Here is a 22,717-nt window from a genome sequence, read left to right on the forward strand (position 1 = left end):
CGTTAATCAAAATTCTTGTCGTTACCAGCGCGCTTTAAGCAGGTTCGGCTGAATCCCATTGATCGCATGGGTATTGCTGAACGGCTGCTTGATGCCTGCTTCGAACTCGTCGCGGAAATATTTGATCGCGCTCTGCAGAGGTTCGACGGCACCCGGTGCGTGGGCACAGAAGGTTTTACCCGGGCCTAAGAATCGACACAGTTGCTCAAGCGTCTCGATATCCCCAGGCTGGCCTTCGCCACGTTCGATTGCACGCAGGATCTTCACGCTCCACGGCAGACCATCACGGCACGGTGTACACCAGCCGCAGGACTCGCGGGCGAAGAACTCTTCCAGGTTACGCACCAGCGAGACCATGCCGATCTCGTGGTCGACGGCCATCGCCAGCGCCGTACCCAGACGGCTGCCTGCTTTACCAATGCTTTCGAATTCCATCGGCAGGTCAAGGTGGGCTTCGGTCAGGAAGTCAGTCCCTGCCCCACCCGGCTGCCAGGCTTTGAATTTCAGGCCATCGCGCATGCCGCCCGCGTAGTCTTCAAGAATTTCACGTGCGGTAGTACCGAACGGCAGTTCCCAGACGCCAGGATTTTTAACGCGACCGGAGAAGCCCATCAGCTTGGTACCGGCATCTTTGCTTGAGGAGATGCCCTGATACCACTCCACGCCGTTGGCGAGGATAGCCGGAACGTTACACAGGGTTTCGACGTTGTTTACGCAGGTCGGTTTACCCCATACGCCGGAGCTTGCCGGGAACGGTGGCTTGGAACGCGGGTTCGCGCGGCGGCCTTCCAGGGAGTTAATCAGCGCCGTTTCTTCACCGCAGATATAACGCCCGGCACCGGTGTGCACGAACAGTTCGAAGTCAAAGCCGGTGCCCAGGATGTTTTTACCGAGCAGGCCCGCTTCGGTGGCTTCGGCAATCGCGCGACGCAGGTTTTCCGCCGCTTCGATGTACTCACCGCGCAAGAAGATGTAGCCACGGTACGCTTTCAGCGCAAACGCGGAGATCAGCATGCCTTCCACCAGCAGGTGCGGCAGTTGTTCCATCAGCAGGCGGTCTTTATAGGTGCCCGGCTCCATTTCATCGGCGTTACACAGCAGGTAACGGATATTCATGGATTCGTCTTTTGGCATCAGGCTCCACTTCAGACCGGTGGAGAAGCCCGCGCCGCCGCGGCCTTTCAGGCCAGACTCTTTTACCGCGTTAACGATGTCGTCCGGCGCCATGCCGCCAAGGGCTTTACGCGCGCCGGCATAGCCGTTTTTGCTCTGGTATTCGTCGAGCCATACCGGCTGTTTGTCATCGCGCAGACGCCAGGTCAGCGGATGCGTCTCAGCAGTACGAATTACAGTTTTCATTTGTACTGCTCCAGCAGGTCAGGAATCGCTTCCGGCGTCAGATGGCTGTGAGTGTCCTCATCAATCATCATGGTCGGCCCCTTGTCGCAGTTACCCAGGCAGCAGGTTGGCAGCAGAGTAAAGCGTCCATCGAACGTGGTCTGGCCCGGCTTGATATTGAGCTTCTTCTCAATCGCAGCCTGAATGCCCTGATAACCGGTGATGTGGCAGACTACACTGTCACAGTAGCGGATCACATGGCGGCCTACCGGCTGACGGAAGATCTGGCTGTAGAACGTGGCTACGCCTTCTACGTCACTTGCCGGAATACCCAGCACTTTCGCGATCTCATAGATCGCCCCATCCGGCACCCAACCACGCTGTTTCTGTACGATTTTCAGCGCTTCAATGGACGCCGCACGCGGGTCTTCGTAGTGGTGCATCTCGTGCTCAATGGCGGCACGTTCTGCTTCACTCAGCTCAAAAGCCTCGGTTTGTGGTTGTTGATTCTCGTGCATAATTAGCGGTCCACATCTGACATAACAAAATCGATACTACCCAGATACACAATCAGGTCGGAGACCAGACTGCCGCGGATGGCGGACGGGATCTGCTGCAGGTGCGCAAAGCTCGGCGTACGCACGCGGGTACGGTAGCTCATGGTGCTGCCGTCACTGGTCAGGTAGTAACTGTTAATACCCTTGGTCGCTTCAATCATCTGGAAGGATTCTTGCGCCGGCATGACCGGACCCCAGGAAACCTGCAGGAAGTGGGTGATCAGGGTTTCGATATGTTGCAGCGTGCGCTCTTTCGGTGGCGGCGTCGTCAGCGGGTGATCCGCCTTGAACGGGCCTTCCGGCATGTTGTTGAGGCACTGCTCAAGGATGCGCAGACTCTGGCGCAGCTCTTCTACTTTCAGCATCACGCGGGTGTAGCAGTCGGAAACACCGCCGCCCACCGGGACTTCAAAGTCGAAGTTCTCATAGCCAGAGTAAGGACGGGCTTTACGCACGTCGAAATCAATACCGGTCGCACGCAGACCTGCACCTGTCGTCCCCCACTCCAGCGCTTCTTTCGCGCCGTAGGCAGCAACGCCCTGGGAACGGCCTTTCAGGATGGTATTGCGCAGCGCGGCTTTCTCGTAAGAGGCCAGACGTTTTGGCATCCAGTCGAGGAATTCACGCAGCAGACGGTCCCAGCCGCGCGGCAGATCGTGTGCCACACCGCCGATACGGAACCAGGCCGGGTGCATACGGAAACCGGTAATCGCTTCCACCAGATCGTAGATTTTCTGACGGTCGGTGAAGGCGAAGAAGACCGGGGTCATCGCGCCGACGTCCTGAATGAAGGTGGAGATATACAGCAGGTGGCTGTTGATACGGAACAGCTCTGACAGCATGACGCGAATCACGTTAACGCGATCCGGCGTAACGATACCCGCCAGTTTCTCAACGGCCAGCACGTATGGCATCTCGTTGACGCAGCCGCCGAGGTACTCAATACGGTCGGTATACGGAATGTAGCTGTGCCAGGACTGACGCTCGCCCATCTTCTCAGCACCACGGTGGTGGTAACCGATGTCAGGTACGCAGTCGACAATCTCTTCGCCATCAAGCTGAAGAATAATACGGAATGCACCGTGCGCAGACGGGTGGTTCGGACCGAGGTTAAGGAACATGAAGTCCTCGTTGTCGGTACCGCGCTTCATGCCCCAGTCTTCCGGTTTGAAGGTCAGCGCTTCCATCTCCAGATCCTGCTTGGCTTTGGTCAGCTCAAACGGATCGAATTCGGTGGCACGTGCCGGGTAGTCTTTACGCAGCGGGTGGCCTGTCCAGGTCTGCGGCATCATGATGCGCGTCAGGTGCGGGTGGCCGTCAAAGGTCATGCCGAACATTTCCCAGGTTTCACGCTCGTACCAGTTGGCGTTCGGGAAAAGTTTGGTGATCGTCGGCAGATGCATGTCGTTTTCAGACAATGCCACCTTGAGCATGATATCCGTATTACGGTCTATTGAGATCAGGTGGTAGAAAACGGAAAAATCCGCAGCAGGGAGACCCTGGCGGTGGGTACGCAGACGTTCATCCATGCCGTGTAAGTCAAACAGCATGACGTACGGTTTTGGCAATTTCTTGAGGAAATCGACAACTTCCAGCAATTGCTCACGCTTCACCCAAACAACGGGTACCCCGGTGCGGGTAGCCTGAACAGTAAAGGCATCCGGCCCAAAACGGTTGCGCAGTTCGCCAATGACTGGGTCATCCAGATGATCCCGGGTCTGCCAGGCGGCTTCTTGCGCGGTTAAGTCGGTCATATTGTTCACCATTGCAAATGGTCCGTGGTGACTGTTGAGCCTGGCTTCGCGCTATTTGAGTAGTGATATGCGAAGGTGTTCTCCAGGCCTACAGGCGCAAATTAAATTTCGTCAGGCGTACGCAGATTGGTGACGGCAATACGTTCACCACGTTTACGCTCGCGCTCAGACTGCATGTTCGCGCGATACACACCCTGATCGCCAACAACCCACGACAGTGGGCGACGTTCTTTACCGATAGACTCCTGCAGCAGCATCAGCGCCTGCATGTAGGCTTCCGGACGAGGCGGACAACCCGGGATGTACACATCCACTGGGATAAACTTATCTACGCCCTGCACGACGGAATAGATGTCGTACATACCGCCAGAGTTTGCACATGCGCCCATGGAGATAACCCATTTAGGCTCCAGCATCTGGTCATAAAGACGCTGAATAACAGGTGCCATCTTGGTAAAGCAGGTACCGGCTACCACCATCAGGTCAGCCTGACGTGGTGAAGCACGCAGTACCTCGGCCCCAAAACGCGCAACGTCATGCACCGCAGTGAATGACGTCACCATTTCAACGTAGCAGCAAGAAAGGCCAAAGTTGTACGGCCAGATGGAGTTCTTACGACCCCAGTTGACCATATCGTGCATGGCATGTTCGAGTTTGCCCATGTACACGCTTTTATTGACTTCTTGCTCCAGGGGGTCGGTTACGATCTCCTGTTTTTGCAGGGGGTAACGGTCATTCTCACCGTTAGGATCTATGCGGGTGAGCGTATAATCCATCTTATTGCCTCGCTGTTACTGCTGACGATTAGAGATACTGTTTTCCGGGTTGATGTGTTCACGACGTGAACGCGCAGGCGTCCAGTCAAGCGCGCCAATACGCACCAGATAAACCAGACCGGCCAGTAGCACTAAAATGAAAATTGCGGCCTCGACAAAGCCCACCCAACCACTTTCGCGGATGGACGTTGACCATGCGAAAAGGTAAAGCGCTTCCACGTCGAAGATGACGAAGAACATGGCTACCAGATAGAACTTGGCAGACAGGCGTAAGCGAGCGGAACCTACTGAATCAATACCTGATTCGAAAGGTGTGTTTTTGTGCCTTGCGCGGGCGCGACCGCCCAGGAACCAGCCGCCGACTAACATCAGGCAGCACAGGCCAATGGCTACAATAAGAAAGATTGCGAATGCCCAGTGATGAGCGATGACTTCTGTGGATGTTGACATACTCATTGCTTACTCATCAAAAGTGATACCAACGACACTGCTCTTGCTGGCAGATGGGCATCACATCGATTCATGGGGAGGAACAAATAACCTTACACTAACTGTCAGAAATGAGACGTAGACAGCAAAATGATGGGGTTTTTTACTCCTTTCTATAACCTATTGTCAACTTTAACAAAGGTTTCTTCACATTAAATTACATCGAGCGATTCTCATTAACATTTGGTGCCCTTTAACCCTGGTGGGTCCATGACTTTCCGTCAAATGTATGTTGTTGAATCGTGTCCGTTTCGGAAGTAAAAAAAATAACCCTCCTATTTTGACAGGATTTGCCAACGATTCCTCCCCCCAAATAGGAGTATTTTCTTGATCTGTGACACGCTTTTGTTAATTCAACCAGGAAAACGGCAACATATTTCCTGTTTTTTTAACATGGGAGGTAGGTGGTTGAAGTTAGAACGGAAAACGGACAAGTTTTAAGCAAAAGCATTTAGCATGTTGATAAATATGAAGTATCCTGAAAACCCATACGCCATAAGCGGATATTTTTGCTAAAAAAAAGCCACTGCATGTGAAAATCACACGAGTGGCTTTTTTTTACACTTACATTTTGTTACCAGAATTTTGAGCTATCGATCACTCGAAATCCCCTTCAACGATCAGGGAATCATCCCCCCCTTCGGAGGTAACGCGTTCGAACTGCCACGGGTTATGGTAGTTTTCCATCGCCTCGAACACCACTTTGGCCAACTCGTTATGGCTGGACGAATTGTGGCAGAGCAGATACTCCGTATCCGGCAGCGCAGGAAGACCATCGGATTTTCCCAGGACGCGCAGATCGGGGCTCATCATCTCAACCGGACGGGCCGTCACACCCAGACCGGCCTTCACGGCAGCACGGACCGCTGGCAGCGTGGAAGCCACATACGCCAGACGCCACGGAATGTTGGCCTCATTCAGTGCCGTGAGCACCATATCGCGGAACGGGCTCGGGTCATCCAGTAAGACCAGTGGAACCGGCTCCCCTTTTTGCAGCACATATTCGGCCGCGCAATACCAGTGCGTAGGCGATGTACGCAGCGTCAGGCAGTCAAACTGCCCGGGACGATGCGTGGTGACCACCAGGTCAACTTTATTCTCATTTAACATCTCAACCATAAAGGCATTACGCTTTACGCTAACGTCCAGCGCAAGCTTCGGATAAACCGAACTAATACGATTGAGTAGAAACGGCAATATAGTATCCGCTGACTCATCAGATGCGCCTAACGTTAGCACCCCTTGAAGGTTGCTAAACATTAATGACATACATGCTTCATCATTAAAGCGAAGAATTTTCCTGGCATAACCCAGAAGCTGAATACCGTGTTCCGTTAAGAGCTTATTACGCCCATGACGCGCAAAAAGCTCTTTACCAACCAGTTGCTCCAGCCGCTGCATTTGCTGGCTGACGGCAGACTGAGTTCGGCAAACGGCGGCAGCAGCGGCTGCAAAAGTGTTGAGATCGGCGACCGCAACAAACGTTCTCAGCAGATCGAGGTCGAGATTCATTATCGGACGATTTGCATTTATCATATCTATTCACTTTCAGGTTGCTCGTGCGGAGCTGCCCGGGTTGAAGCTGTGTGTGTACAGTTAAGCAATTCCCTCTGAAGATTTTCCCTCGCATCCCGGCCCGGCAGACTGCCTGACAGATAGTTATTGTGCTGCTTTATATCAACAGTCAGAAAGCACGTTTCATGACGTTATTTTTATTCTCTTAAACGTTCAGGATATTTAGATGTTCGCAGGTTTATGTAAATTACATTAAAGGTATAACACCTTTTCTGCCATCTGTATCGCAGCGCTGTCAACGTAGCAGGAGATGTTCGACACATTCCAGCCAGAGATAACTCCAACAATAACAATCAATTAATGAGGAAAACCAGTCACAGATATACAAAAAACGTGTATCTGCACTCTGCTTTCCTGGAAGACATCTTAACCCAAATCCACTTTATTTATAAGTCTTATTGCAATATTGAGGATTAAAGAAGAATGTTAAGCTTCTAAACTAATTTTATTAGAATTAACTAAAGTTGCATTTTTTAGGTTAATAATAAATAAATTTTAATTTAGATTAAGACCATTCATTAATGGCACTTAACATTAATTTCACATGAGTAACTTTTAGCCACAGCATGCTATTACAGAAACAGGTATCAAGCATTCAGGTTTAACGAAATGTCACTCAAGGTGATTGCCACCTTTGTCCTGCTTTCCACCTATTTTTACCAGCACAATATACACAATTTTGACAAATGAATAGCACATTTAACCAAATATGGCACCGTGCGCACAACTTTAAGCCAGCATAAAAGCATACACCCAGAGAAAAAGATTTATCAAAATTTTGCTCCCGGCACAAAATCTTCTACTGCACACCCTTCAAAACGAAGCGAGGGGGGAGTACATTATTCCGTGCTGACTTCCACGGCAGGGAGTGGCAATCATAGCGAAAAGGTTAAAGGTTCATGTCCCCTATCGAAAAATCCAGCAAGCTAGATAACGTCTGTTATGACATCCGCGGCCCGGTTCTGAAAGAGGCAAAACGCCTTGAAGAAGAAGGCAACAAGGTTCTGAAACTCAACATTGGTAACCCAGCGCCATTTGGTTTTGAAGCGCCGGATGAAATTCTGGTTGATGTGATCCGCAACCTTCCTACTGCACAAGGCTATTGCGATTCAAAAGGACTTTACTCCGCACGTAAAGCCATCATGCAGCACTACCAGGCACGCGGTATGCGTGATGTTACCGTTGAAGATATCTATATCGGCAACGGCGTCTCCGAACTGATCGTGCAGGCGATGCAGGCACTGCTGAACAGCGGTGACGAAATGCTGGTACCCGCGCCGGACTATCCGCTGTGGACGGCAGCCGTGTCACTGTCCAGCGGTAAAGCGGTGCACTACCTGTGCGACGAGTCCTCTGACTGGTTCCCGGACCTCGATGATATTCGCGCGAAAATTACGCCCCGCACGCGCGGCATCGTGATCATTAACCCGAACAACCCAACGGGCGCGGTATACTCGAAAGAGCTGCTGATGGAGATCGTCGAACTGGCCCGTCAGCACAACCTGATCATTTTCGCCGACGAAATCTACGACAAGATCCTGTACGACGCGGCACAGCACCACTCAATCGCTGCGCTGGCCCCGGATCTGCTGACCGTCACCTTTAACGGCCTGTCTAAAACCTATCGCGTGGCCGGTTTCCGTCAGGGCTGGATGGTACTGAACGGTCCGAAAAAGCACGCCAAAGGCTATATTGAAGGGCTGGAGATGCTGGCCTCCATGCGTTTATGCGCCAACGTTCCGGCGCAGCACGCGATCCAGACGGCGCTGGGTGGCTATCAGAGCATTAGCGAGTTCATCGTTCCCGGTGGTCGCCTGTACGAACAGCGCAACCGTGCGTGGGAACTGATCAACGATATTCCGGGCGTCTCCTGCGTGAAGCCGAATGGCGCGCTCTACATGTTCCCGAAAATTGACGCGAAGCGCTTCAATATTCATGACGACCAGAAAATGGTGCTCGATTTCCTGCTGCAGGAAAAAGTGCTGCTGGTTCAGGGTACGGCGTTTAACTGGCCGTGGCCGGATCACGTGCGTATCGTGACGCTGCCGCGCGAAGATGATCTGGAAATGGCCATCAGCCGCTTCGGGCGCTTCCTCTCCGGATACCATCAGTAATCTTAAAATCAGGCTACTTCGGTAGCCTGATTTGCATCTTCCCTCCCCTCCCCGCACAATGAACGCCTGTCGCAGTGAAGACAAAAGGTACCCTATGAGTCAGAGTCATTTCTTTGCCCACCTCTCCCGCCTGAAACTCATCAACCGCTGGCCGCTGATGCGCAATGTCCGCACGGAAAATGTGTCAGAGCACAGTCTGCAGGTTGCGATGGTCGCTCACGCGCTGGCCGCCATTAAAAACCGCAAATTCAACGGTCAGGTCAATCCAGAGCGCATTGCCCTGCTGGCGATGTACCACGATGCGTCAGAAGTGCTGACCGGCGACCTGCCTACGCCGGTAAAGTATTTCAACTCGCAGATTGCGCAGGAATATAAGGCCATCGAGAAAATTGCCCAGCAGAAGCTGATTGAGATGGTGCCCGAAGAACTGCGCGACATCTTTGAGCCGCTCATCGATGAGCATCAATACACGGAAGATGAAAAGTCGCTGGTCAAACAGGCCGACGCGCTCTGCGCCTACCTCAAGTGTCTGGAAGAGCTGTCCGCGGGGAATAACGAATTTTTACTGGCAAAAACGCGTCTGGAAAAAACACTGGAATCCCGCCGCAGCGAAGAGATGGATTACTTTATGCAGGTGTTTGTGCCGAGCTTCCATCTATCGCTGGATGAGATTAGCCAGGATTCTCCCCTCTGACTGTCGCCCAGCGGCGCTGCGCTTGCAGGGCCTACGGGGTTGTAGGCCGGGTTAGGCGTAGCCGCCACCCGGCAAAATGCTCAGAACGGGAACAGAACCGGTATCAATATCACGCATACCACCATCACCAGCACGGTGAACGGCACGCCCAGCTTCACGAAATCACTGAATGTGTAGTTCCCCGGCCCCAGCACCAGCGTGTTCACAGGTGAAGAAACTGGCGTCATAAATGCCGCTGAGGCCGCCATTGCGACCATCATCGCAAAAGGATACGGCGACACGCCCATGGATTTGGCCATCGCCAGTGCAATCGGCGCCATCAGTACCGCCGTCGCGGTATTGGAGATAAACAGACCGATAGTGGCGCACATGATAAACAGGCAGACCATCATCATGTACGGCCCATACCCGCCGCCCACGTCCATTAAGCCTTTAACGATCAGATCCACCCCGCCGGTTTTTTGCAGCGCCAGGGCGAAGGGCATCATCCCGACAATGAGAATGATGCTCGGCCAGTGAATGGCTTTATAGGCGCTTTCGGCGTCAATACAGCGGAATTTACCCATCAACAGACAGGCAATGATTGCGGCGACCGGATTGGGGATCTCATCGGTCAGCATCAGCGCCACCATCAGCACCAGACAAAAAATCGCGTGGGGGGCCTGGCTGTGCGCCGGGGAGGCATCGCTCTCCTCAACAGGCATGTTGAGCACCACAAAGTCACGCCCTTTTTGTCCGAGCTGGCTAATGAGCTTCCAGTTACCGACGACGAGAAAAATATCGCCCAGCAGGATCGGTTCATCCACCACCGCCCCTTCCATCGCTACGCCATCGCGCTTCAGCCCCACGACATTCAGGCCATAGCGGGTTCGGAACCCCATTTCCCGCACGGTTTTGCCCAACAGTTCCGATTCAGGGATCAGCGACACCTCGGCCATGCCAACATCCAGCGCCTGATCGGAGAAATACTCCCCACGCAGCACCATTGGTTCCAGCAGCTGTTCGCTGCAAAACTCGCGCAGATCCACGTCCGCAGTGGACATATCAATCAGGAGGACGTCCCGTGCGCGGAATTCCGACACCCCGTTGACGTTGACAATCACCCGGCGAAAACGACGCCAGCGCTCTACGCCGATCACATTCGCGCCATAGCGCTCACGCAGCTTCAGGTCATCCAGCCGCTGCCCCACCATCGGCGAGCCAGGACGAATAGCCAGACGGCGCGCGCGCCCGGTAAGGCGGTACTCTTTAATCAAATCGCGGAAGGTGCGTCGCTTCCACCCTTCTTTGTTTTTGTCCTGTTTTTCACCTTTTAGGGCAAACCGGGTCAGCAGCATGTAGACCACGCCCAACACCAGAATGACCAGCCCCAGCGGGGTGACGCTGAAAAAGCTGAAGCCCTCAAATCCTTCGCGGATCAGTTCGCTGTTGACGACCAGGTTCGGCGGCGTTGCCACCAGCGTCATCATGCCGCTGATCAAACCGGCAAAACTCAGAGGCATCATCAGGCGTGACGGCGAGCTCTGCATCCGCATGGAGACGCTCAGCACCACCGGGATAAAGATGGCGACCACGCCCGTGGAGCTCATAAACGCCCCCAGCCCGGCGACGGTCACCATCAGGTAGATCAGCATTTTGGTTTCGCTGTTGCCCGCCACCTTCACCAGCCACGACCCCATGATGGTCGCCACACCGGTGCGCACCAGCCCATCCCCGATGATAAACAGGGCGGCAATGAGGATAACGTTGGGATCGCTAAATCCGGAGAAGGCTTCCGGTAGCGTGAGCGTACCGCTCAGCACAAACGCGACGATGACAAACAGGGCGACGGCGTCCATGCGTACCTTGCCCGTTGCAAAAAGAAGGATGGCGATTAAAAGCAGGCTCAGGACCCAAATCAGTTCACCGTTCACAACTTATCCTTGTCAGTGGAAGATGAGGAATTTTGCCATAAAAAAGCCCCAGCAATGTGGGGCCATATCATGGGATTACACTTTTAGCGAGACGGTTACAACTCCGTCAGAGGCTTTTGAAACAGACAGGGCCGTCAGTGAATCCAGCACCAAATCTGCCTCGTCCAGCCGGGGAGATCCGGCCGGAACGTTAACGGCGATGACGTGACTTCCTGCGTTCAGCCCGGCCAGTACGCCAGCGGCCGCGTCTTCCACCACCACACACTCTGCGGGGTCGAGGCCCAGCAGTTCAGCCCCCAGTAAAAATGCATCGGGTTCAGGTTTGCCGCGCTTAACGCGCTCCGCGGTGATAAACACTTCCGGTTTCGGTAAACCAGCTGCCTTATGACGGGCGTGGGCAACCGGAATGGAGCCTGAGGTGACGATAGCCCACGGGATCTGCGCCTCGTTCAGATGCTCAAGCAGCTCGCGCGCGCCCGGTAACGCAGTAATGCCGTCCGTATCCGTGGCTTCAATGTGTTCCAGGTATTTGAACTCCGCCTGAATTTCTTCCTCAGAACGTCCGGCCAGGAAGTGCCGTAACGAGGTAATGGCCTGTTTGCCATGGATAAAATTCAGCACGTCCTGATGGTCGATGCCATGTCTGTCAGCCCAATGGCACCAGGAACGCTCCACAACCGGCAGCGAATCCACCAGCGTACCGTCCAGATCAAACAGAAAACCTCTACACTGCACACGCACCTCCGTCAGGCATTAATGATTTGTTGAATTTCGTTGCTGCTTAAATGGTACTGACGCGGGCAGGCATGCCACGCGCTCAGCATACGCTGATATTTATCCCACATCGGAGTCTGCGCGTTGAAGCCGTGGGTGCCCGCGTCAAAGTGGGTATAGCGCCCTTCCGTATTCACCATAAAGCGAACATAGCTCAGATAACGCGCTTCCGTTGCCGCATCAAAGCCTAAGAAGGTCACGCGGCGCTCGTCAATGGACTGCTGATCTTTGAGATTCGTCCAGGAGACGTGCAGGGCGTGATACATCTCCATAATGTCGATCACGATGCGGCAGGTTTCTTCTTTCAGCTCGCCAAACTCGCGGTCCAGTTCGCGCATTTGCAAACCAAAACCGCGTTCGACGATGGTCTGCAGGCGGCTGTAGCGCGCAGCGTTATCGGGATCAAGCATAGTCATCATTTTGTACTGATTGGACAAAATCAGACGTTGAGCATGGGTCATTTCCATCTTTCGACTCCTGTAGCGCATTGCACTTAAAAAAAAGACACGGTAACTGATTGTTACTGTGCCTTCTTTTCGTCGTCGTTTCGATGATCAATCACAAGTCATCGAGGAATGTTTTATCGAGTTGCTTAAAAGCACGCTTTAACGTGTCCGCCAGCGCCTGGTAATCCGGCTTGCCTTCCACCGGGGCGAGCGCCTGCCCGGCCTCTTCCAGCTTACCGCGCACTTCATAAAACCAGTGTAAAATAGAAGGAGGAAGTGGGGTGATGGACCGTTTACCTAACCACCACAGTCCCTGCATCGGCAGGCTTAATGCGAAGAGCGCCGTGGCGACCGCAGGTCCAAGCTGCCCACCCAACGCAATCTGCCAGCACAGCGTAAAGATAGCGACAGGCGGCATAAAGCGAATCGCATAGCGCGTGGCGCGGATGGTGCGATTCTCAATAAACATAGGCGCAAGGCGCTTTTCCATCGGCCACGTCTTTGCGTAATGCTGTCCCCGACGAAACAGACTAAAGAAATTTACGGACGGGTTCTCTGGTGTCGACATGGCTGTACCTCAACTTCACATATAAAAATTAAAATTTTCGTGCAAAACCACAACAAGCTATGACAACGTTCAAAATATTTTGTCATCTCTACCCCGTATCGGGTATCCTGTGCCAGCCTGATAGGGCCATAGACGAGAATCATTAACTCGTCAAATTATTGCATATTATGCCATTGGCTGAAAATTGTGCAAAATGGCATAAAATCATAGTTATTTCTTCCATCATGCCACAATGTTCGTTTGGCATGATGTTAATCATAAATGTCTGAGTCATCATGCGTTACGCTGTTAGACTCACTGACGTTTTTTTAGCCACGTATCAATAATAGGTACTTCCATGTCGAGTAAGTTAGTACTGGTTCTGAACTGCGGTAGCTCCTCACTGAAATTCGCCATCATCGATGCGCTCAACGGTGACGAATACCTCTCTGGTTTGGCCGAATGTTTCCATCTGCCTGAAGCACGTATCAAGTGGAAGATGGACGGCAGCAAACAAGAAGCGGCTTTAGGTGCAGGCGCCGCTCACAGTGAAGCGCTGAACTTTATCGTTAACACTATTCTGGCACAAAAACCAGAACTGTCTGCTCAGCTGACTGCGATTGGTCACCGTATCGTCCACGGCGGCGAAAAATACACCAGCTCTGTCGTTATCGACGAGTCTGTGATTCAGGGTATCAAAGACTCTGCATCCTTCGCACCGCTGCACAACCCGGCTCACCTGATCGGTATCGCTGAAGCGCTGAAATCCTTCCCGAATCTGAAAGACAAAAACGTGGCCGTGTTCGACACCGCGTTCCATCAGACCATGCCGGAAGAATCTTACCTCTATGCCCTGCCGTACAGCCTGTACAAAGAACACGGCGTACGTCGTTATGGCGCACACGGCACCAGCCACTTCTATGTAACTCAGGAAGCGGCAAAAGTGCTGAACAAGCCGGTTGAAGAAGTGAACATCATCACTTGCCACCTGGGCAACGGTGGTTCTGTTTCTGCTATCCGTAACGGTAAATGTGTTGATACCTCCATGGGTCTGACCCCGCTGGAAGGTCTGGTGATGGGTACGCGTTCCGGTGACATCGACCCGGCGATCATCTTCCACCTGCACGACACCCTGGGCATGAGCATTGACCAGATCAACAAAATGCTGACCAAAGAGTCTGGCCTGCTGGGTCTGACCGAAGTCACCAGCGACTGCCGTTATGTTGAAGACAACTACGCAGACAAAGAAGACGCTAAACGTGCAATGGACGTTTACTGCCACCGTCTGGCGAAGTACATCGGTTCTTATACTGCGCTGATGGAAGGCCGTCTGGACGCGGTTATCTTCACCGGTGGTATCGGTGAGAACGCAGCGATGGTTCGTGAACTGTCCCTGGGTAAACTTGGCGTTCTGGGCTTCGAAGTTGATCACGAGCGTAACCTGGCTGCCCGCTTCGGCAAGTCTGGCTTCATCAACAAAGAAGGCACCCGCCCGGCTATCGTTATCCCAACTAACGAAGAGCTGGTCATTGCGCAAGACGCGCACCGCCTGACTGCCTGATTCCACACCGCCAGCAATGCTGGCGGTGCTGTTTTGTAACCCGCTACATTTGGGCGGTAACGAAAGAGGATAAACCGTGTCCCGTACTATTATGCTGATCCCTACCGGAACCAGCGTCGGCCTGACCAGCGTCAGCCTTGGCGTTATCCGTGCTATGGAACGCAAAGGCGTTCGTCTGAGCGTCTTTAAGCCAATCGCCCAGCCACGTGCCGGTGGCGATGCGCCAGACCAGACCACCACCATCGTTCGCAAGAATTCCAATCTGCCAGCGGCTGAACCGCTGAAGATGAGCCACGTTGAGTCTCTGCTGTCCAGCAACCAGAAAGATGTGCTGATGGAAGAGATCATCGCCAACTACCATGCTAACGCGCAAGACGCGGAAGTGGTGCTGGTTGAAGGCCTGGTCCCGACGCGCAAACACCAGTTCGCCCAGTCTCTGAACTTTGAAATCGCGAAAACCCTGAACGCAGAGATCGTTTTCGTGATGTCTCAGGGCACCGACACCCCAGAGCAGCTGAATGAGCGTATCGAACTGACGCGCAGCAGCTTCGGCGGCGCGAAAAACACCAACATCACCGGCGTGATCGTGAACAAACTGAACGCACCGGTGGATGAGCAGGGTCGTACTCGCCCTGACCTGTCCGAGATCTTCGACGACTCGTCAAAAGCGAAAGTCATCAAAGTTGACCCGGCTAAGCTGCAGGAATCCAGCCCGCTGCCAGTACTGGGCGCGGTGCCATGGAGCTTCGATCTGATTGCCACCCGTGCAATCGATATGGCACGTCACCTGAACGCCACCGTGGTTAACGAAGGCGACATCAACACCCGCCGCGTGAAGTCCGTGACCTTCTGTGCGCGCAGCATTCCGCACATGCTGGAACACTTCCGCGCAGGTTCCCTGCTGGTGACTTCCGCAGACCGCCCTGACGTGCTGGTTGCAGCCTGCCTGGCCGCGATGAACGGCGTGGAAATCGGTGCGATCCTGCTGACCGGTGCCTACGAGATGGACCCACGCGTCAGCAAGCTGTGCGAACGCGCGTTCGCCACCGGCCTGCCGGTCTTCATGGTGAACACCAACACCTGGCAGACCTCCCTGAGCCTGCAGAGCTTCAACCTGGAAGTGCCGGTTGATGACCACGAGCGTATTGAGAAAGTTCAGGAATACGTTGCAGGCTACATCAACGCAGATTGGGTCGAATCCCTGACGGCGACCTCCGAGCGCAGCCGTCGTCTGTCTCCTCCAGCATTCCGTTACCAGCTGACCGAGCTGGCGCGTAAAGCAGGCAAACGCGTTGTTCTGCCAGAAGGCGACGAACCACGTACCGTTAAAGCGGCTGCTATCTGTGCAGAGCGCGGCATCGCGACCTGTGTTCTGCTGGGTAACCCGGATGAGATCAACCGCGTAGCGGCCTCTCAGGGCGTTGAGCTGGGCGCAGGCATCGAAATCGTTGACCCTGAAGTGGTTCGCGAAAGCTACGTTGCCCGTCTGGTTGAGCTGCGTAAGAGCAAGGGCATGACCGAAGCCGTTGCGCGTGAGCAGCTGGAAGACAACGTGGTGCTGGGCACGCTGATGCTGGAGCAGGACGAAGTTGACGGTCTGGTTTCCGGTGCGGTTCACACCACGGCGAACACCATCCGTCCACCGCTGCAGCTGATCAAAACCGCGCCAGGCAGCTCTCTGGTGTCTTCCGTGTTCTTCATGCTGCTGCCTGAACAGGTTTACGTTTACGGCGACTGCGCGATCAACCCGGATCCAACTGCAGAACAGCTGGCTGAGATCGCTATCCAGTCCGCGGACTCTGCGATTGCCTTCGGTATCGAACCGCGCGTAGCGATGCTCTCCTACTCCACCGGTACTTCTGGTGCAGGTAGCGACGTAGAGAAAGTGCGTGAAGCGACCCGTATTGCTCAGGAAAAACGTCCTGATCTGATGATCGACGGCCCGCTGCAGTATGACGCCGCGGTTATGGCTGACGTTGCGAAATCCAAAGCGCCGAACTCGCCGGTTGCAGGTCGCGCTACCGTGTTCATCTTCCCGGATCTGAACACCGGTAACACCACCTACAAAGCGGTACAGCGTTCTGCAGACCTGATCTCCATCGGGCCGATGCTGCAAGGGATGCGCAAACCTGTGAACGACCTGTCCCGTGGCGCGCTGGTTGACGATATCGTCTATACCATCGCTCTGACCGCGATTCAGTCTTCGCAGCAGCAGTAATGTTAAAAAGCCCGGTGGCGCTAGCGCTTACCGGGCCTACGGTTTTGTAGGCCGGATAAGCGAAGCGCCATCCGGCAAGAAAGGCGACCACTTAACCGGTCGCCTTTTTTATTTACAGCAACTCGCGCGCCGCCGACACAATGTCATGTGCCGTCAGGCCATATTCCTTCTGCAGGAAATCCTGCGTCCCTACCTGACCGTAGCGCTCCTTGACGCCCACCCGCCGCATCGGCACCGGGCAGGTTTCCACCAGCACTTCCGCCACCGCCGACCCCAGGCCGTTGTGAATGCTGTGGTTTTCACAGGTGACGATGCGTCCGGTTTTCTCGGCGTAGTTTTTCACCAGCATCCGGTCGATGGGCTTCAGGGTAAACATGTCGATGACCGCCGCGCTGACGCCCTCCTGCTCAAGCTGGCGCGCCGCTTCCAGCGCTTCCGCCACCATGATGCCGTTGGCAATCAGCGTAATATCGGTTCCTTCACGCAGCACGTTGCCTTTGCCGATGGTGAAGGTGGAGCCCGGGGCATACACGCTCGGCGCCTGCTTACGAATGGTCCGCACCCAGTAGAAGCCTTCAAGGTCGATAAGCTGGCGCAGCACGTCCTCGAACATCACCGCGTCGGTCACCTCCAGCACCACCGAATGCGCCAGACCGCGTACGATGCCCATATCCTCAAACGACATATGCGTTCCGCCGTTGTGGCAGGCCGTCACGCCCGCGTCCGAGGCAATCACCTTCACATTGTTGCGCTGATAGTCCAGGGACATAAACAGCTGGTCAAAGCAGCGACGGCTGGCAAACGCGGTGAAGGTGTGCACGAACGGCTTGCGTCCGGTCAGCGACAGCCCCGCCGCGGTGCCAATGACGTTGGCCTCCATAATGCCGCAGTTAATCACGTGCTGCGGATAATCGCGCGCCACGCCGTCCATCGCCATTGAGCTCATCAGGTCTGCTTCGAGCGCAATGATGTCACTTCCGGCCTCAATCTGCTTTGCCACGAAGCCAGCGTAAACTTTACGCATCTCAACGGCGTCTTTCTGTCCTGCCGGTGCAACCTTAATCATGTGAAGCCTCCAGTTGGCGAATCGTCTCGTTGAGGGCCGCTTTGCTCTCCGCGGTCAATCGCAGGTGGTGCGAGTTGCTGAGCTGCTCCAGATACGGCACACCCTGCCCTTTGATACTGTCGAGTATGACGACTAACGGACGCGCATCAGCAGCCGGAACCCGCGACGTCACCTCCAGCAGCACAGGAATGTCGTCCCCCTTCACCGTCACCACATCAAAGCCAAAGGCGCGGAATTTGCCCTCCAGGTCAAACGCGCTGATGATCTCGTCCAGCTCGCCGTCGAGCTGCTGTTTGTTCCAGTCGACAAATACCGTCAGGTTGTTCAGGCGATGGTGGGCGATAAACTGGAACGCCTCCCAGCACTGCCCTTCGTTCAGCTCGCCGTCGCCGACGATGCAGAAGACCCGATTCGGTCGCCCGGCCAGCCTGTGCGACAGCGCCATGCCGCCCGCGATGGAAATCCCCTGCCCCAGCGAACCGGTGGTGGCGTCCACGCCGCGCGTTTTCAGGCGGTCCGGGTGGCTGGGCAGGCGCGTGCCGTTCTGGTTCAGCGTGCTCAGCTCTTCTGTCGGGAAGTAGCCCTTGATCGCCAGGGTACTGTAGAGCGCTGGGCCCGCATGGCCTTTCGACAGGACAAAGTAGTCTCGCTCCGGCCAGTCCGGATCCGCCGGGTCGATTTTCATCACCGCGCCGTACAGCACGGCCAGGGTTTCGACCACCGACATGCTGCCGCCATAGTGGCCAAAGCCGAGCTGCGTCAGGGATTTCAGCGTCTCAAGACGGATCTGACGCGCGAGTTCGGTTATCTCTTTCTCATTCATGATTTGGCTCCGGTGTTTTCCTGCGCGTTACCGCCCGCAGGTTTGTTTTTCGCGAAGACGTTGTACGCCACCAGCAGCGCGAACAGCGCCACGACCAGCCCGGTGATGGCAAGCGGCGAGAGGAAGCGCGCCAGGTTGCCGAGGACAATCCCGACCGCGCCGAAGTCGGCGTCAGAGAAGGTGGTGTTGGCAAAGCCAATGGCGCCCAGCACCGGCAGCAGCAGGACCGGCAGGAAGGTAATCAGCAGGCCGTTAGCAAAAGCGCCAATCATCGCCCCGCGACGTCCGCCGGTGGCGTTACCAAACACGCCCGCCGTTGCGCCGGTGAAGAAGTGCGGCACCACGCCCGGGAGGATTAGCACCCAGCTAAACTGACCGCAGATGAACAACCCCACAATCCCGCCAAGGAAGCTGAACAGGAAGCCAATCAGTACCGCGTTTGGCGCATAGGGATACACCACCGGGCAGTCCAGCGCAGGACGCGCATTGGGTACCAGTTTTTCCGAGAAGCCGGTAAAGGCCGGAACGATTTCCGCCAGAATCAGGCGTACGCCCTGCAGGATGATGAACACGCCCGCCGCAAAGGTAATCGCCATGATGATGGCGTAGACCAGGTAGTTCTGACCGCCGCTGAAGGTGGCCTCCACGTACTCGCGCCCGGCGCTCACCGCCATGATCAGGTAGATAATCATCATGGTCAGGGAGATGGAGATCGAGCTGTCGCGCAGGAAGCTAAGGTTCTTCGGCAGGTTCATCTCTTCCGTTGAGCGGGAGCCTTTGCCGACCTTGCTGCCAATCCAGCCGGACAGCACGTAGCCCAGCGTGCCGAAGTGGCCGAAGGCAATCTCATCGTTGCCGGTAATGCGCTTCATGTAGCGCTGGGCAATCGCCGGGAAGAAGGCCATGATCAGGCCGAGGATCAACGAGCCGGTAAAGACCAGCCCCACGCCCTCAAAGCCCGCCACCGTCAGGATCACGCCAATCATGCACGCCATATAAAACGTGTGGTGTCCGGTCAGGAAGATATACTTCAGGCGGGTAAAGCGGGCGACGATAATATTCGCCACCATGCCGAAGGCCATAATCAGCGCGGTCGCTGCACCGTATTTTTCCAGCGCAATGGACACTATCGCTTCATTGTTTGGAATAATGCCCTGGATCGTAAATGCATGTTCAAACATCCCGCCTAAGGGATTTAATGACCCGACCAGCACCGTAGCGCCGCCGCCCAGCACAATAAAGCCCAGGATGGTTTTAATGGTCCCTTTCACCACGTCGGAAAACGCTTTTTTCTGCGCAACCAGACCGATTAACGCGATTAAACCGACCAGCACCGAAGGGACTTTTAAAATATCAACAACGAAATTCAGCGTTTCAAGGATAAACATATCCACCTCGCCTTATCAGGGTTATTGTCTTTCGAACCAGCCGCGCAGCTGCGCTTCAAGTTCGTTAATGTCGATGATGTTGTTGATCACCACCAGCTGGCTTTCCGGCACGCTGGCGCTGGCGGCAATGTCTTTTGCCATCACGAACAGATCGGCCGCGCCCGGCGTGGCTGAGGAGAGATCGGAGTGTTCAACCTCAGCTTCAATCTCCAGCTTTTTGAGCACCTTTTTAATATTCATTTCGACCATAAAACTACTGCCCAGGCCAGAACCGCAAATAGCCATGATTTTCATTGTTGTCCCCTTATTTTGAGTAGAGTACGCCCCATCACGCTGACGCGTAATGTTGTGAAAAACCGGATTAAAGAATTAAATCAGAAGCGGTTAATAATCGTTTTAATTTCCTCCAGGGTATTCACCTGATGCAGTTCGTCCATATCGGTATCGCTGGAAAATAACTCTGCCAGCGACGAGATCATCTCGATATGGCTATTTTTGTCGGGTGCCGCGAGCATAATAATGACGTTGACAGGGTCAAACTCACCGGCACCAAACGAGACGCCCTGTTTTAGTTTTAATAACGACAACCCCAGTCCTTTGGCGCCTTCCTCCGGCCGCGCATGCGGCATCGCCAGCCCTGGTGCCAGCACATAATAAGGTCCTAACGTGTGGTGCTGCTGGATGATGGCCGTGACGTATTCAGGCTCAATCACCTGCAAATCCAGCAGCGGCTTCGCGCACAGCTCCAGCGCCTGCGGCCAGTTTTCCACGCTCTCCTGCAGCGTGATGGTTGTATCATATATCCATTTTTTGAGCACTTTTCACTCCCGCTACACGCTTAAGATGAGCAAACTTTATTCAACGCATCAGTGATTGACTGCGATCGCGATCACAAAGATAGCGCTACCAATGGTTAACATGCAGAAATGTGATAGCGCTATCAAATTGCAATCACGTTGCTAAATCACAGCAAAAAAAGGGATTTAAGGCGTATACTGCCTGTCACGTGAAACGAAGGAAAAGAAGAACGCGTCTGGTCAGCAGGAAGGTGTATGTCTCTAACCCGAAAACGGCGCAGTACTGGTAAAGTGACACTCGCCGATGTCGCACAGCTTGCCGGTGTGGGCACGATGACCGTGTCCCGTGCACTCCGCACGCCCGAACAGGTTTCCGATAAGCTACGTGAAAAAATTGAAGCTGCCGTGCAGGAGCTGGGTTATATGCCTAATCTTGCCGCCAGCGCGCTGGCCTCGGCGTCGTCATGGACGATAGCCATGGTAGTGCCCAACCTCTCCGAAGCCGGCTGCTCGGAGATGTTCGCCGGGCTACAGCAGGTGCTACAGCCTGCCGGATATCAGATCATGCTGGCAGAATCCCAGCATCGTCTTGAGCAGGAGGAGAAGTTGCTGGAGACGCTTCTGGCGTCGAATATTGCCGCCGCTATCCTGCTCAGCGTTGAACATACCGACACCGTTCGCCACTGGCTGAAAAATGCCTCTATCCCGGTGATGGAGATGGGTGCCATGCGCGCCGATCCGATTGATATGAATATCGGGATTGATAACGTGGCGGCCATGTATGAACTCACGGAAATGGTGATTAAGCGCGGCTACCAAAACATAGGCCTGCTGTGCGCCAACCAGGAACAGTGGATTTTCCAGCAGCATCTGCAGGGCTGGTACAAAGCCATGCTTCGCCACCATATGTCGCCGAACCGGGTCATTAACGCTGCGATGCCGCCGAGCTTCTCGACCGGTGCAGCACAGCTGCCCGAGTTCCTGCTGGCCTGGCCGGAGCTGGATGCGCTGGTGTGCGTCTCTGACGAGCTGGCGTGCGGCGCGCTGTACGAGTGCCAGCGCAGGCGAATCAAAGTTCCGGACGATCTGGCGGTAGTAGGCTTTGGCGATAGCGACGTGAGCCGCGTCTGTCAGCCGCCGCTGACGACCATGGCGGTGCCGCATCGTAAGATTGGAATTGAAGCCGGGAAAGCGTTACTGGAGCGCCTGAATGGCGGAGACTGGCGCGATCAAAAGCCCATCGCGTCCAGTCTGTGTCTGAGAGAGAGTTGCTGAAGCTTACTCAGCCTCTTCCTCTTTCTCTGATTTTGTCGATTCGTTATTGGCGTTGCGGCTCATCCAGAGCGCCAGCGCTTTTAACGAATCCGGCGTGAACTCGTCGCAGCGCGCGGTGATCTCTTCCGGCGTCATCCAGCTGACCTCACTCACCTCTTCTTCCTGCAGGGCAAACGGGCCGTGAGAAACGCAGCTAAACAGCCCGCCCCAGACGCGGCAGTTTTCGTCTTCAAAATAGAACTGACCGTGCTCGGCAAACGGCACACCGGCAATGCCTAACTCTTCTTCTGCTTCACGACGTGCGGAATCCAGCAGCACTTCATCTGCCTGGACAACACCGCCTGCAGTGGCATCCAGCATACCCGGGAAAAAATCTTTGGTATCCGTACGGCGCTGGACCAGAATTTTGCCCATCCCGTCATGCACAACGATGTACGTTGCGCGGTGGCGCAGACGCTCCGCACGCATTTGTTCGCGGCTGGCCTGCGCGATCACTTCATTCTCTTCGCTGACAATGTCAACCCACTCTGTACTTGCCAAATGACTCTGCTCCACCATCGGGAAACCTTCTCTTCTAAGCGCTCTTTCGGCGCGTTTGCAGTTGAGGTGTAA

At 54.6% G+C, this 22,717-nt stretch carries 21 protein-coding genes; 5 read left to right on the plus strand and 16 right to left on the minus strand.

Annotated features, from left to right (window positions below; genetic code table 11):
• Positions 1-21: 21 nt before the first annotated feature.
• The 6 genes from nuoF to lrhA all read right to left on the minus strand — a co-directional run bounded on the left by nuoF (position 22) and on the right by lrhA (position 6,450).
• Entirely contained in the window at positions 22-1,359 is a 1,338-nt protein-coding gene (gene nuoF, locus BM007_RS16855; RefSeq protein WP_008500209.1) for an NADH-quinone oxidoreductase subunit NuoF, read from the minus strand.
• Positions 1,356-1,856 carry an NADH-quinone oxidoreductase subunit NuoE gene (nuoE, locus tag BM007_RS16860; protein ID WP_006176513.1) on the minus strand — a complete coding sequence of 167 codons (501 nt, stop codon included), beginning with the start codon at positions 1,854-1,856 and terminating at the stop codon, positions 1,356-1,358. The genes nuoF and nuoE overlap by 4 nt, the downstream gene beginning before the upstream one ends.
• Positions 1,857-1,858: 2 nt before the next feature.
• Positions 1,859-3,661, minus strand: coding sequence for an NADH-quinone oxidoreductase subunit C/D (gene nuoC, locus BM007_RS16865; RefSeq protein WP_023312537.1), 1,803 nt, complete (start codon positions 3,659-3,661; stop codon positions 1,859-1,861).
• A gap of 89 nt (positions 3,662-3,750) precedes the next feature.
• Positions 3,751-4,425 (minus strand): NADH-quinone oxidoreductase subunit NuoB, encoded by a 675-nt coding sequence (nuoB, locus tag BM007_RS16870; RefSeq protein WP_003861482.1) that lies wholly within the window; start codon positions 4,423-4,425, stop codon positions 3,751-3,753.
• Positions 4,426-4,440: 15 nt separating this feature from the next.
• Positions 4,441-4,881 (minus strand): NADH-quinone oxidoreductase subunit NuoA, encoded by a 441-nt coding sequence (gene nuoA / locus BM007_RS16875; RefSeq protein WP_014171000.1) that lies wholly within the window; start codon positions 4,879-4,881, stop codon positions 4,441-4,443.
• Positions 4,882-5,511: 630 nt separating this feature from the next.
• Complete coding sequence (lrhA, locus tag BM007_RS16880; protein WP_021241557.1) at positions 5,512-6,450, minus strand: transcriptional regulator LrhA; 939 nt, start codon at positions 6,448-6,450, stop codon at positions 5,512-5,514.
• A gap of 938 nt (positions 6,451-7,388) precedes the next feature.
• Here lrhA and alaA point away from each other — a divergent pair.
• Positions 7,389-8,603 carry an alanine transaminase AlaA gene (alaA, locus tag BM007_RS16885; RefSeq protein WP_008500204.1) on the plus strand — a complete coding sequence of 405 codons (1,215 nt, stop codon included), beginning with the start codon at positions 7,389-7,391 and terminating at the stop codon, positions 8,601-8,603.
• Between the two features lie 94 nt (positions 8,604-8,697).
• The gene (yfbR, locus tag BM007_RS16890) at positions 8,698-9,297 is read left to right on the plus strand and encodes a 5'-deoxynucleotidase (protein WP_090419955.1); all 600 of its coding nucleotides are present in this window, start codon (positions 8,698-8,700) and stop codon (positions 9,295-9,297) included.
• 80 nt (positions 9,298-9,377) lie between these two features.
• Here yfbR and BM007_RS16895 read toward each other — a convergent pair whose 3' ends face one another.
• The 4 genes from BM007_RS16895 to yfbV form a co-directional block, all read right to left on the minus strand.
• Positions 9,378-11,210: an SLC13 family permease gene (locus BM007_RS16895; RefSeq protein ID WP_090419959.1), complete on the minus strand. Its 1,833-nt coding sequence runs from the start codon at positions 11,208-11,210 to the stop codon at positions 9,378-9,380.
• Between the two features lie 75 nt (positions 11,211-11,285).
• Positions 11,286-11,945: a sugar phosphatase gene (locus BM007_RS16900; RefSeq protein WP_024908965.1), complete on the minus strand. Its 660-nt coding sequence runs from the start codon at positions 11,943-11,945 to the stop codon at positions 11,286-11,288.
• Positions 11,946-11,956: 11 nt separating this feature from the next.
• Positions 11,957-12,451: a YfbU family protein gene (locus tag BM007_RS16905; RefSeq protein ID WP_008502874.1), complete on the minus strand. Its 495-nt coding sequence runs from the start codon at positions 12,449-12,451 to the stop codon at positions 11,957-11,959.
• A gap of 91 nt (positions 12,452-12,542) precedes the next feature.
• On the minus strand, positions 12,543-12,998 hold the full coding sequence (gene yfbV, locus BM007_RS16910) for a terminus macrodomain insulation protein YfbV (RefSeq protein ID WP_008502875.1): 456 nt from the start codon (positions 12,996-12,998) through the stop codon (positions 12,543-12,545).
• A gap of 337 nt (positions 12,999-13,335) precedes the next feature.
• Between yfbV and ackA the strand changes: the two genes are divergently transcribed.
• Positions 13,336-14,538 (plus strand): acetate kinase, encoded by a 1,203-nt coding sequence (ackA, locus tag BM007_RS16915; RefSeq protein ID WP_024908964.1) that lies wholly within the window; start codon positions 13,336-13,338, stop codon positions 14,536-14,538.
• Positions 14,539-14,614: 76 nt separating this feature from the next.
• On the plus strand, positions 14,615-16,756 hold the full coding sequence (gene pta, locus BM007_RS16920; RefSeq protein WP_090419962.1) for a phosphate acetyltransferase: 2,142 nt from the start codon (positions 14,615-14,617) through the stop codon (positions 16,754-16,756).
• A 112-nt stretch (positions 16,757-16,868) separates the two neighbouring features.
• Here pta and BM007_RS16925 read toward each other — a convergent pair whose 3' ends face one another.
• The 5 genes from BM007_RS16925 to BM007_RS16945 form a co-directional block, all read right to left on the minus strand.
• The gene (locus BM007_RS16925) at positions 16,869-17,822 is read right to left on the minus strand and encodes a transketolase family protein (protein ID WP_090419965.1); all 954 of its coding nucleotides are present in this window, start codon (positions 17,820-17,822) and stop codon (positions 16,869-16,871) included.
• On the minus strand, positions 17,815-18,645 hold the full coding sequence (locus BM007_RS16930) for a transketolase (RefSeq protein WP_024908961.1): 831 nt from the start codon (positions 18,643-18,645) through the stop codon (positions 17,815-17,817). Before BM007_RS16930 ends, BM007_RS16925 begins: the two co-directional genes overlap by 8 nt.
• The gene (locus tag BM007_RS16935; RefSeq protein WP_023312548.1) at positions 18,642-20,033 is read right to left on the minus strand and encodes a PTS ascorbate transporter subunit IIC; all 1,392 of its coding nucleotides are present in this window, start codon (positions 20,031-20,033) and stop codon (positions 18,642-18,644) included. Before BM007_RS16935 ends, BM007_RS16930 begins: the two co-directional genes overlap by 4 nt.
• Before the next feature lie 21 nt (positions 20,034-20,054).
• The gene (locus BM007_RS16940; protein WP_024908960.1) at positions 20,055-20,327 is read right to left on the minus strand and encodes a PTS sugar transporter subunit IIB; all 273 of its coding nucleotides are present in this window, start codon (positions 20,325-20,327) and stop codon (positions 20,055-20,057) included.
• A gap of 80 nt (positions 20,328-20,407) precedes the next feature.
• The gene (locus BM007_RS16945; protein ID WP_090419968.1) at positions 20,408-20,851 is read right to left on the minus strand and encodes a PTS sugar transporter subunit IIA; all 444 of its coding nucleotides are present in this window, start codon (positions 20,849-20,851) and stop codon (positions 20,408-20,410) included.
• A gap of 234 nt (positions 20,852-21,085) precedes the next feature.
• Between BM007_RS16945 and BM007_RS16950 the strand changes: the two genes are divergently transcribed.
• A complete protein-coding gene (locus BM007_RS16950) occupies positions 21,086-22,105 on the plus strand; it encodes a LacI family DNA-binding transcriptional regulator (RefSeq protein ID WP_024908958.1) in 1,020 nt (339 codons plus the stop codon).
• A 3-nt stretch (positions 22,106-22,108) separates the two neighbouring features.
• Here BM007_RS16950 and yfcD read toward each other — a convergent pair whose 3' ends face one another.
• Complete coding sequence (yfcD, locus tag BM007_RS16955; protein ID WP_090419971.1) at positions 22,109-22,663, minus strand: NUDIX hydrolase YfcD; 555 nt, start codon at positions 22,661-22,663, stop codon at positions 22,109-22,111.
• Positions 22,664-22,717: the final 54 nt, after the last annotated feature.

The sequence above is a fragment of the Enterobacter sp. NFIX59 genome (assembly GCF_900113755.1).
In the GTDB taxonomy this organism is placed as follows: Bacteria; Pseudomonadota; Gammaproteobacteria; order Enterobacterales; family Enterobacteriaceae; genus Enterobacter; species Enterobacter pseudoroggenkampii.

Coding starts and splice junctions, on each gene's coding strand:
- nuoF (WP_008500209.1), bottom strand. CDS start 1,359: ATGAAAACTGTAATTCGTACTGCTGAGACGCATCCGCTGACCTGGCGT.
- nuoE (WP_006176513.1), bottom strand. CDS start 1,856: ATGCACGAGAATCAACAACCACAAACCGAGGCTTTTGAGCTGAGTGAA.
- nuoC (WP_023312537.1), bottom strand. CDS start 3,661: ATGGTGAACAATATGACCGACTTAACCGCGCAAGAAGCCGCCTGGCAG.
- nuoB (WP_003861482.1), bottom strand. CDS start 4,425: ATGGATTATACGCTCACCCGCATAGATCCTAACGGTGAGAATGACCGT.
- nuoA (WP_014171000.1), bottom strand. CDS start 4,881: ATGAGTATGTCAACATCCACAGAAGTCATCGCTCATCACTGGGCATTC.
- lrhA (WP_021241557.1), bottom strand. CDS start 6,450: ATGATAAATGCAAATCGTCCGATAATGAATCTCGACCTCGATCTGCTG.
- alaA (WP_008500204.1), top strand. CDS start 7,389: ATGTCCCCTATCGAAAAATCCAGCAAGCTAGATAACGTCTGTTATGAC.
- yfbR (WP_090419955.1), top strand. CDS start 8,698: ATGAGTCAGAGTCATTTCTTTGCCCACCTCTCCCGCCTGAAACTCATC.
- BM007_RS16905 (WP_008502874.1), bottom strand. CDS start 12,451: ATGGAAATGACCCATGCTCAACGTCTGATTTTGTCCAATCAGTACAAA.
- yfbV (WP_008502875.1), bottom strand. CDS start 12,998: ATGTCGACACCAGAGAACCCGTCCGTAAATTTCTTTAGTCTGTTTCGT.
- ackA (WP_024908964.1), top strand. CDS start 13,336: ATGTCGAGTAAGTTAGTACTGGTTCTGAACTGCGGTAGCTCCTCACTG.
- BM007_RS16925 (WP_090419965.1), bottom strand. CDS start 17,822: ATGATTAAGGTTGCACCGGCAGGACAGAAAGACGCCGTTGAGATGCGT.
- BM007_RS16930 (WP_024908961.1), bottom strand. CDS start 18,645: ATGAATGAGAAAGAGATAACCGAACTCGCGCGTCAGATCCGTCTTGAG.
- BM007_RS16935 (WP_023312548.1), bottom strand. CDS start 20,033: ATGTTTATCCTTGAAACGCTGAATTTCGTTGTTGATATTTTAAAAGTC.
- BM007_RS16940 (WP_024908960.1), bottom strand. CDS start 20,327: ATGAAAATCATGGCTATTTGCGGTTCTGGCCTGGGCAGTAGTTTTATG.
- BM007_RS16950 (WP_024908958.1), top strand. CDS start 21,086: ATGTCTCTAACCCGAAAACGGCGCAGTACTGGTAAAGTGACACTCGCC.
- yfcD (WP_090419971.1), bottom strand. CDS start 22,663: ATGGTGGAGCAGAGTCATTTGGCAAGTACAGAGTGGGTTGACATTGTC.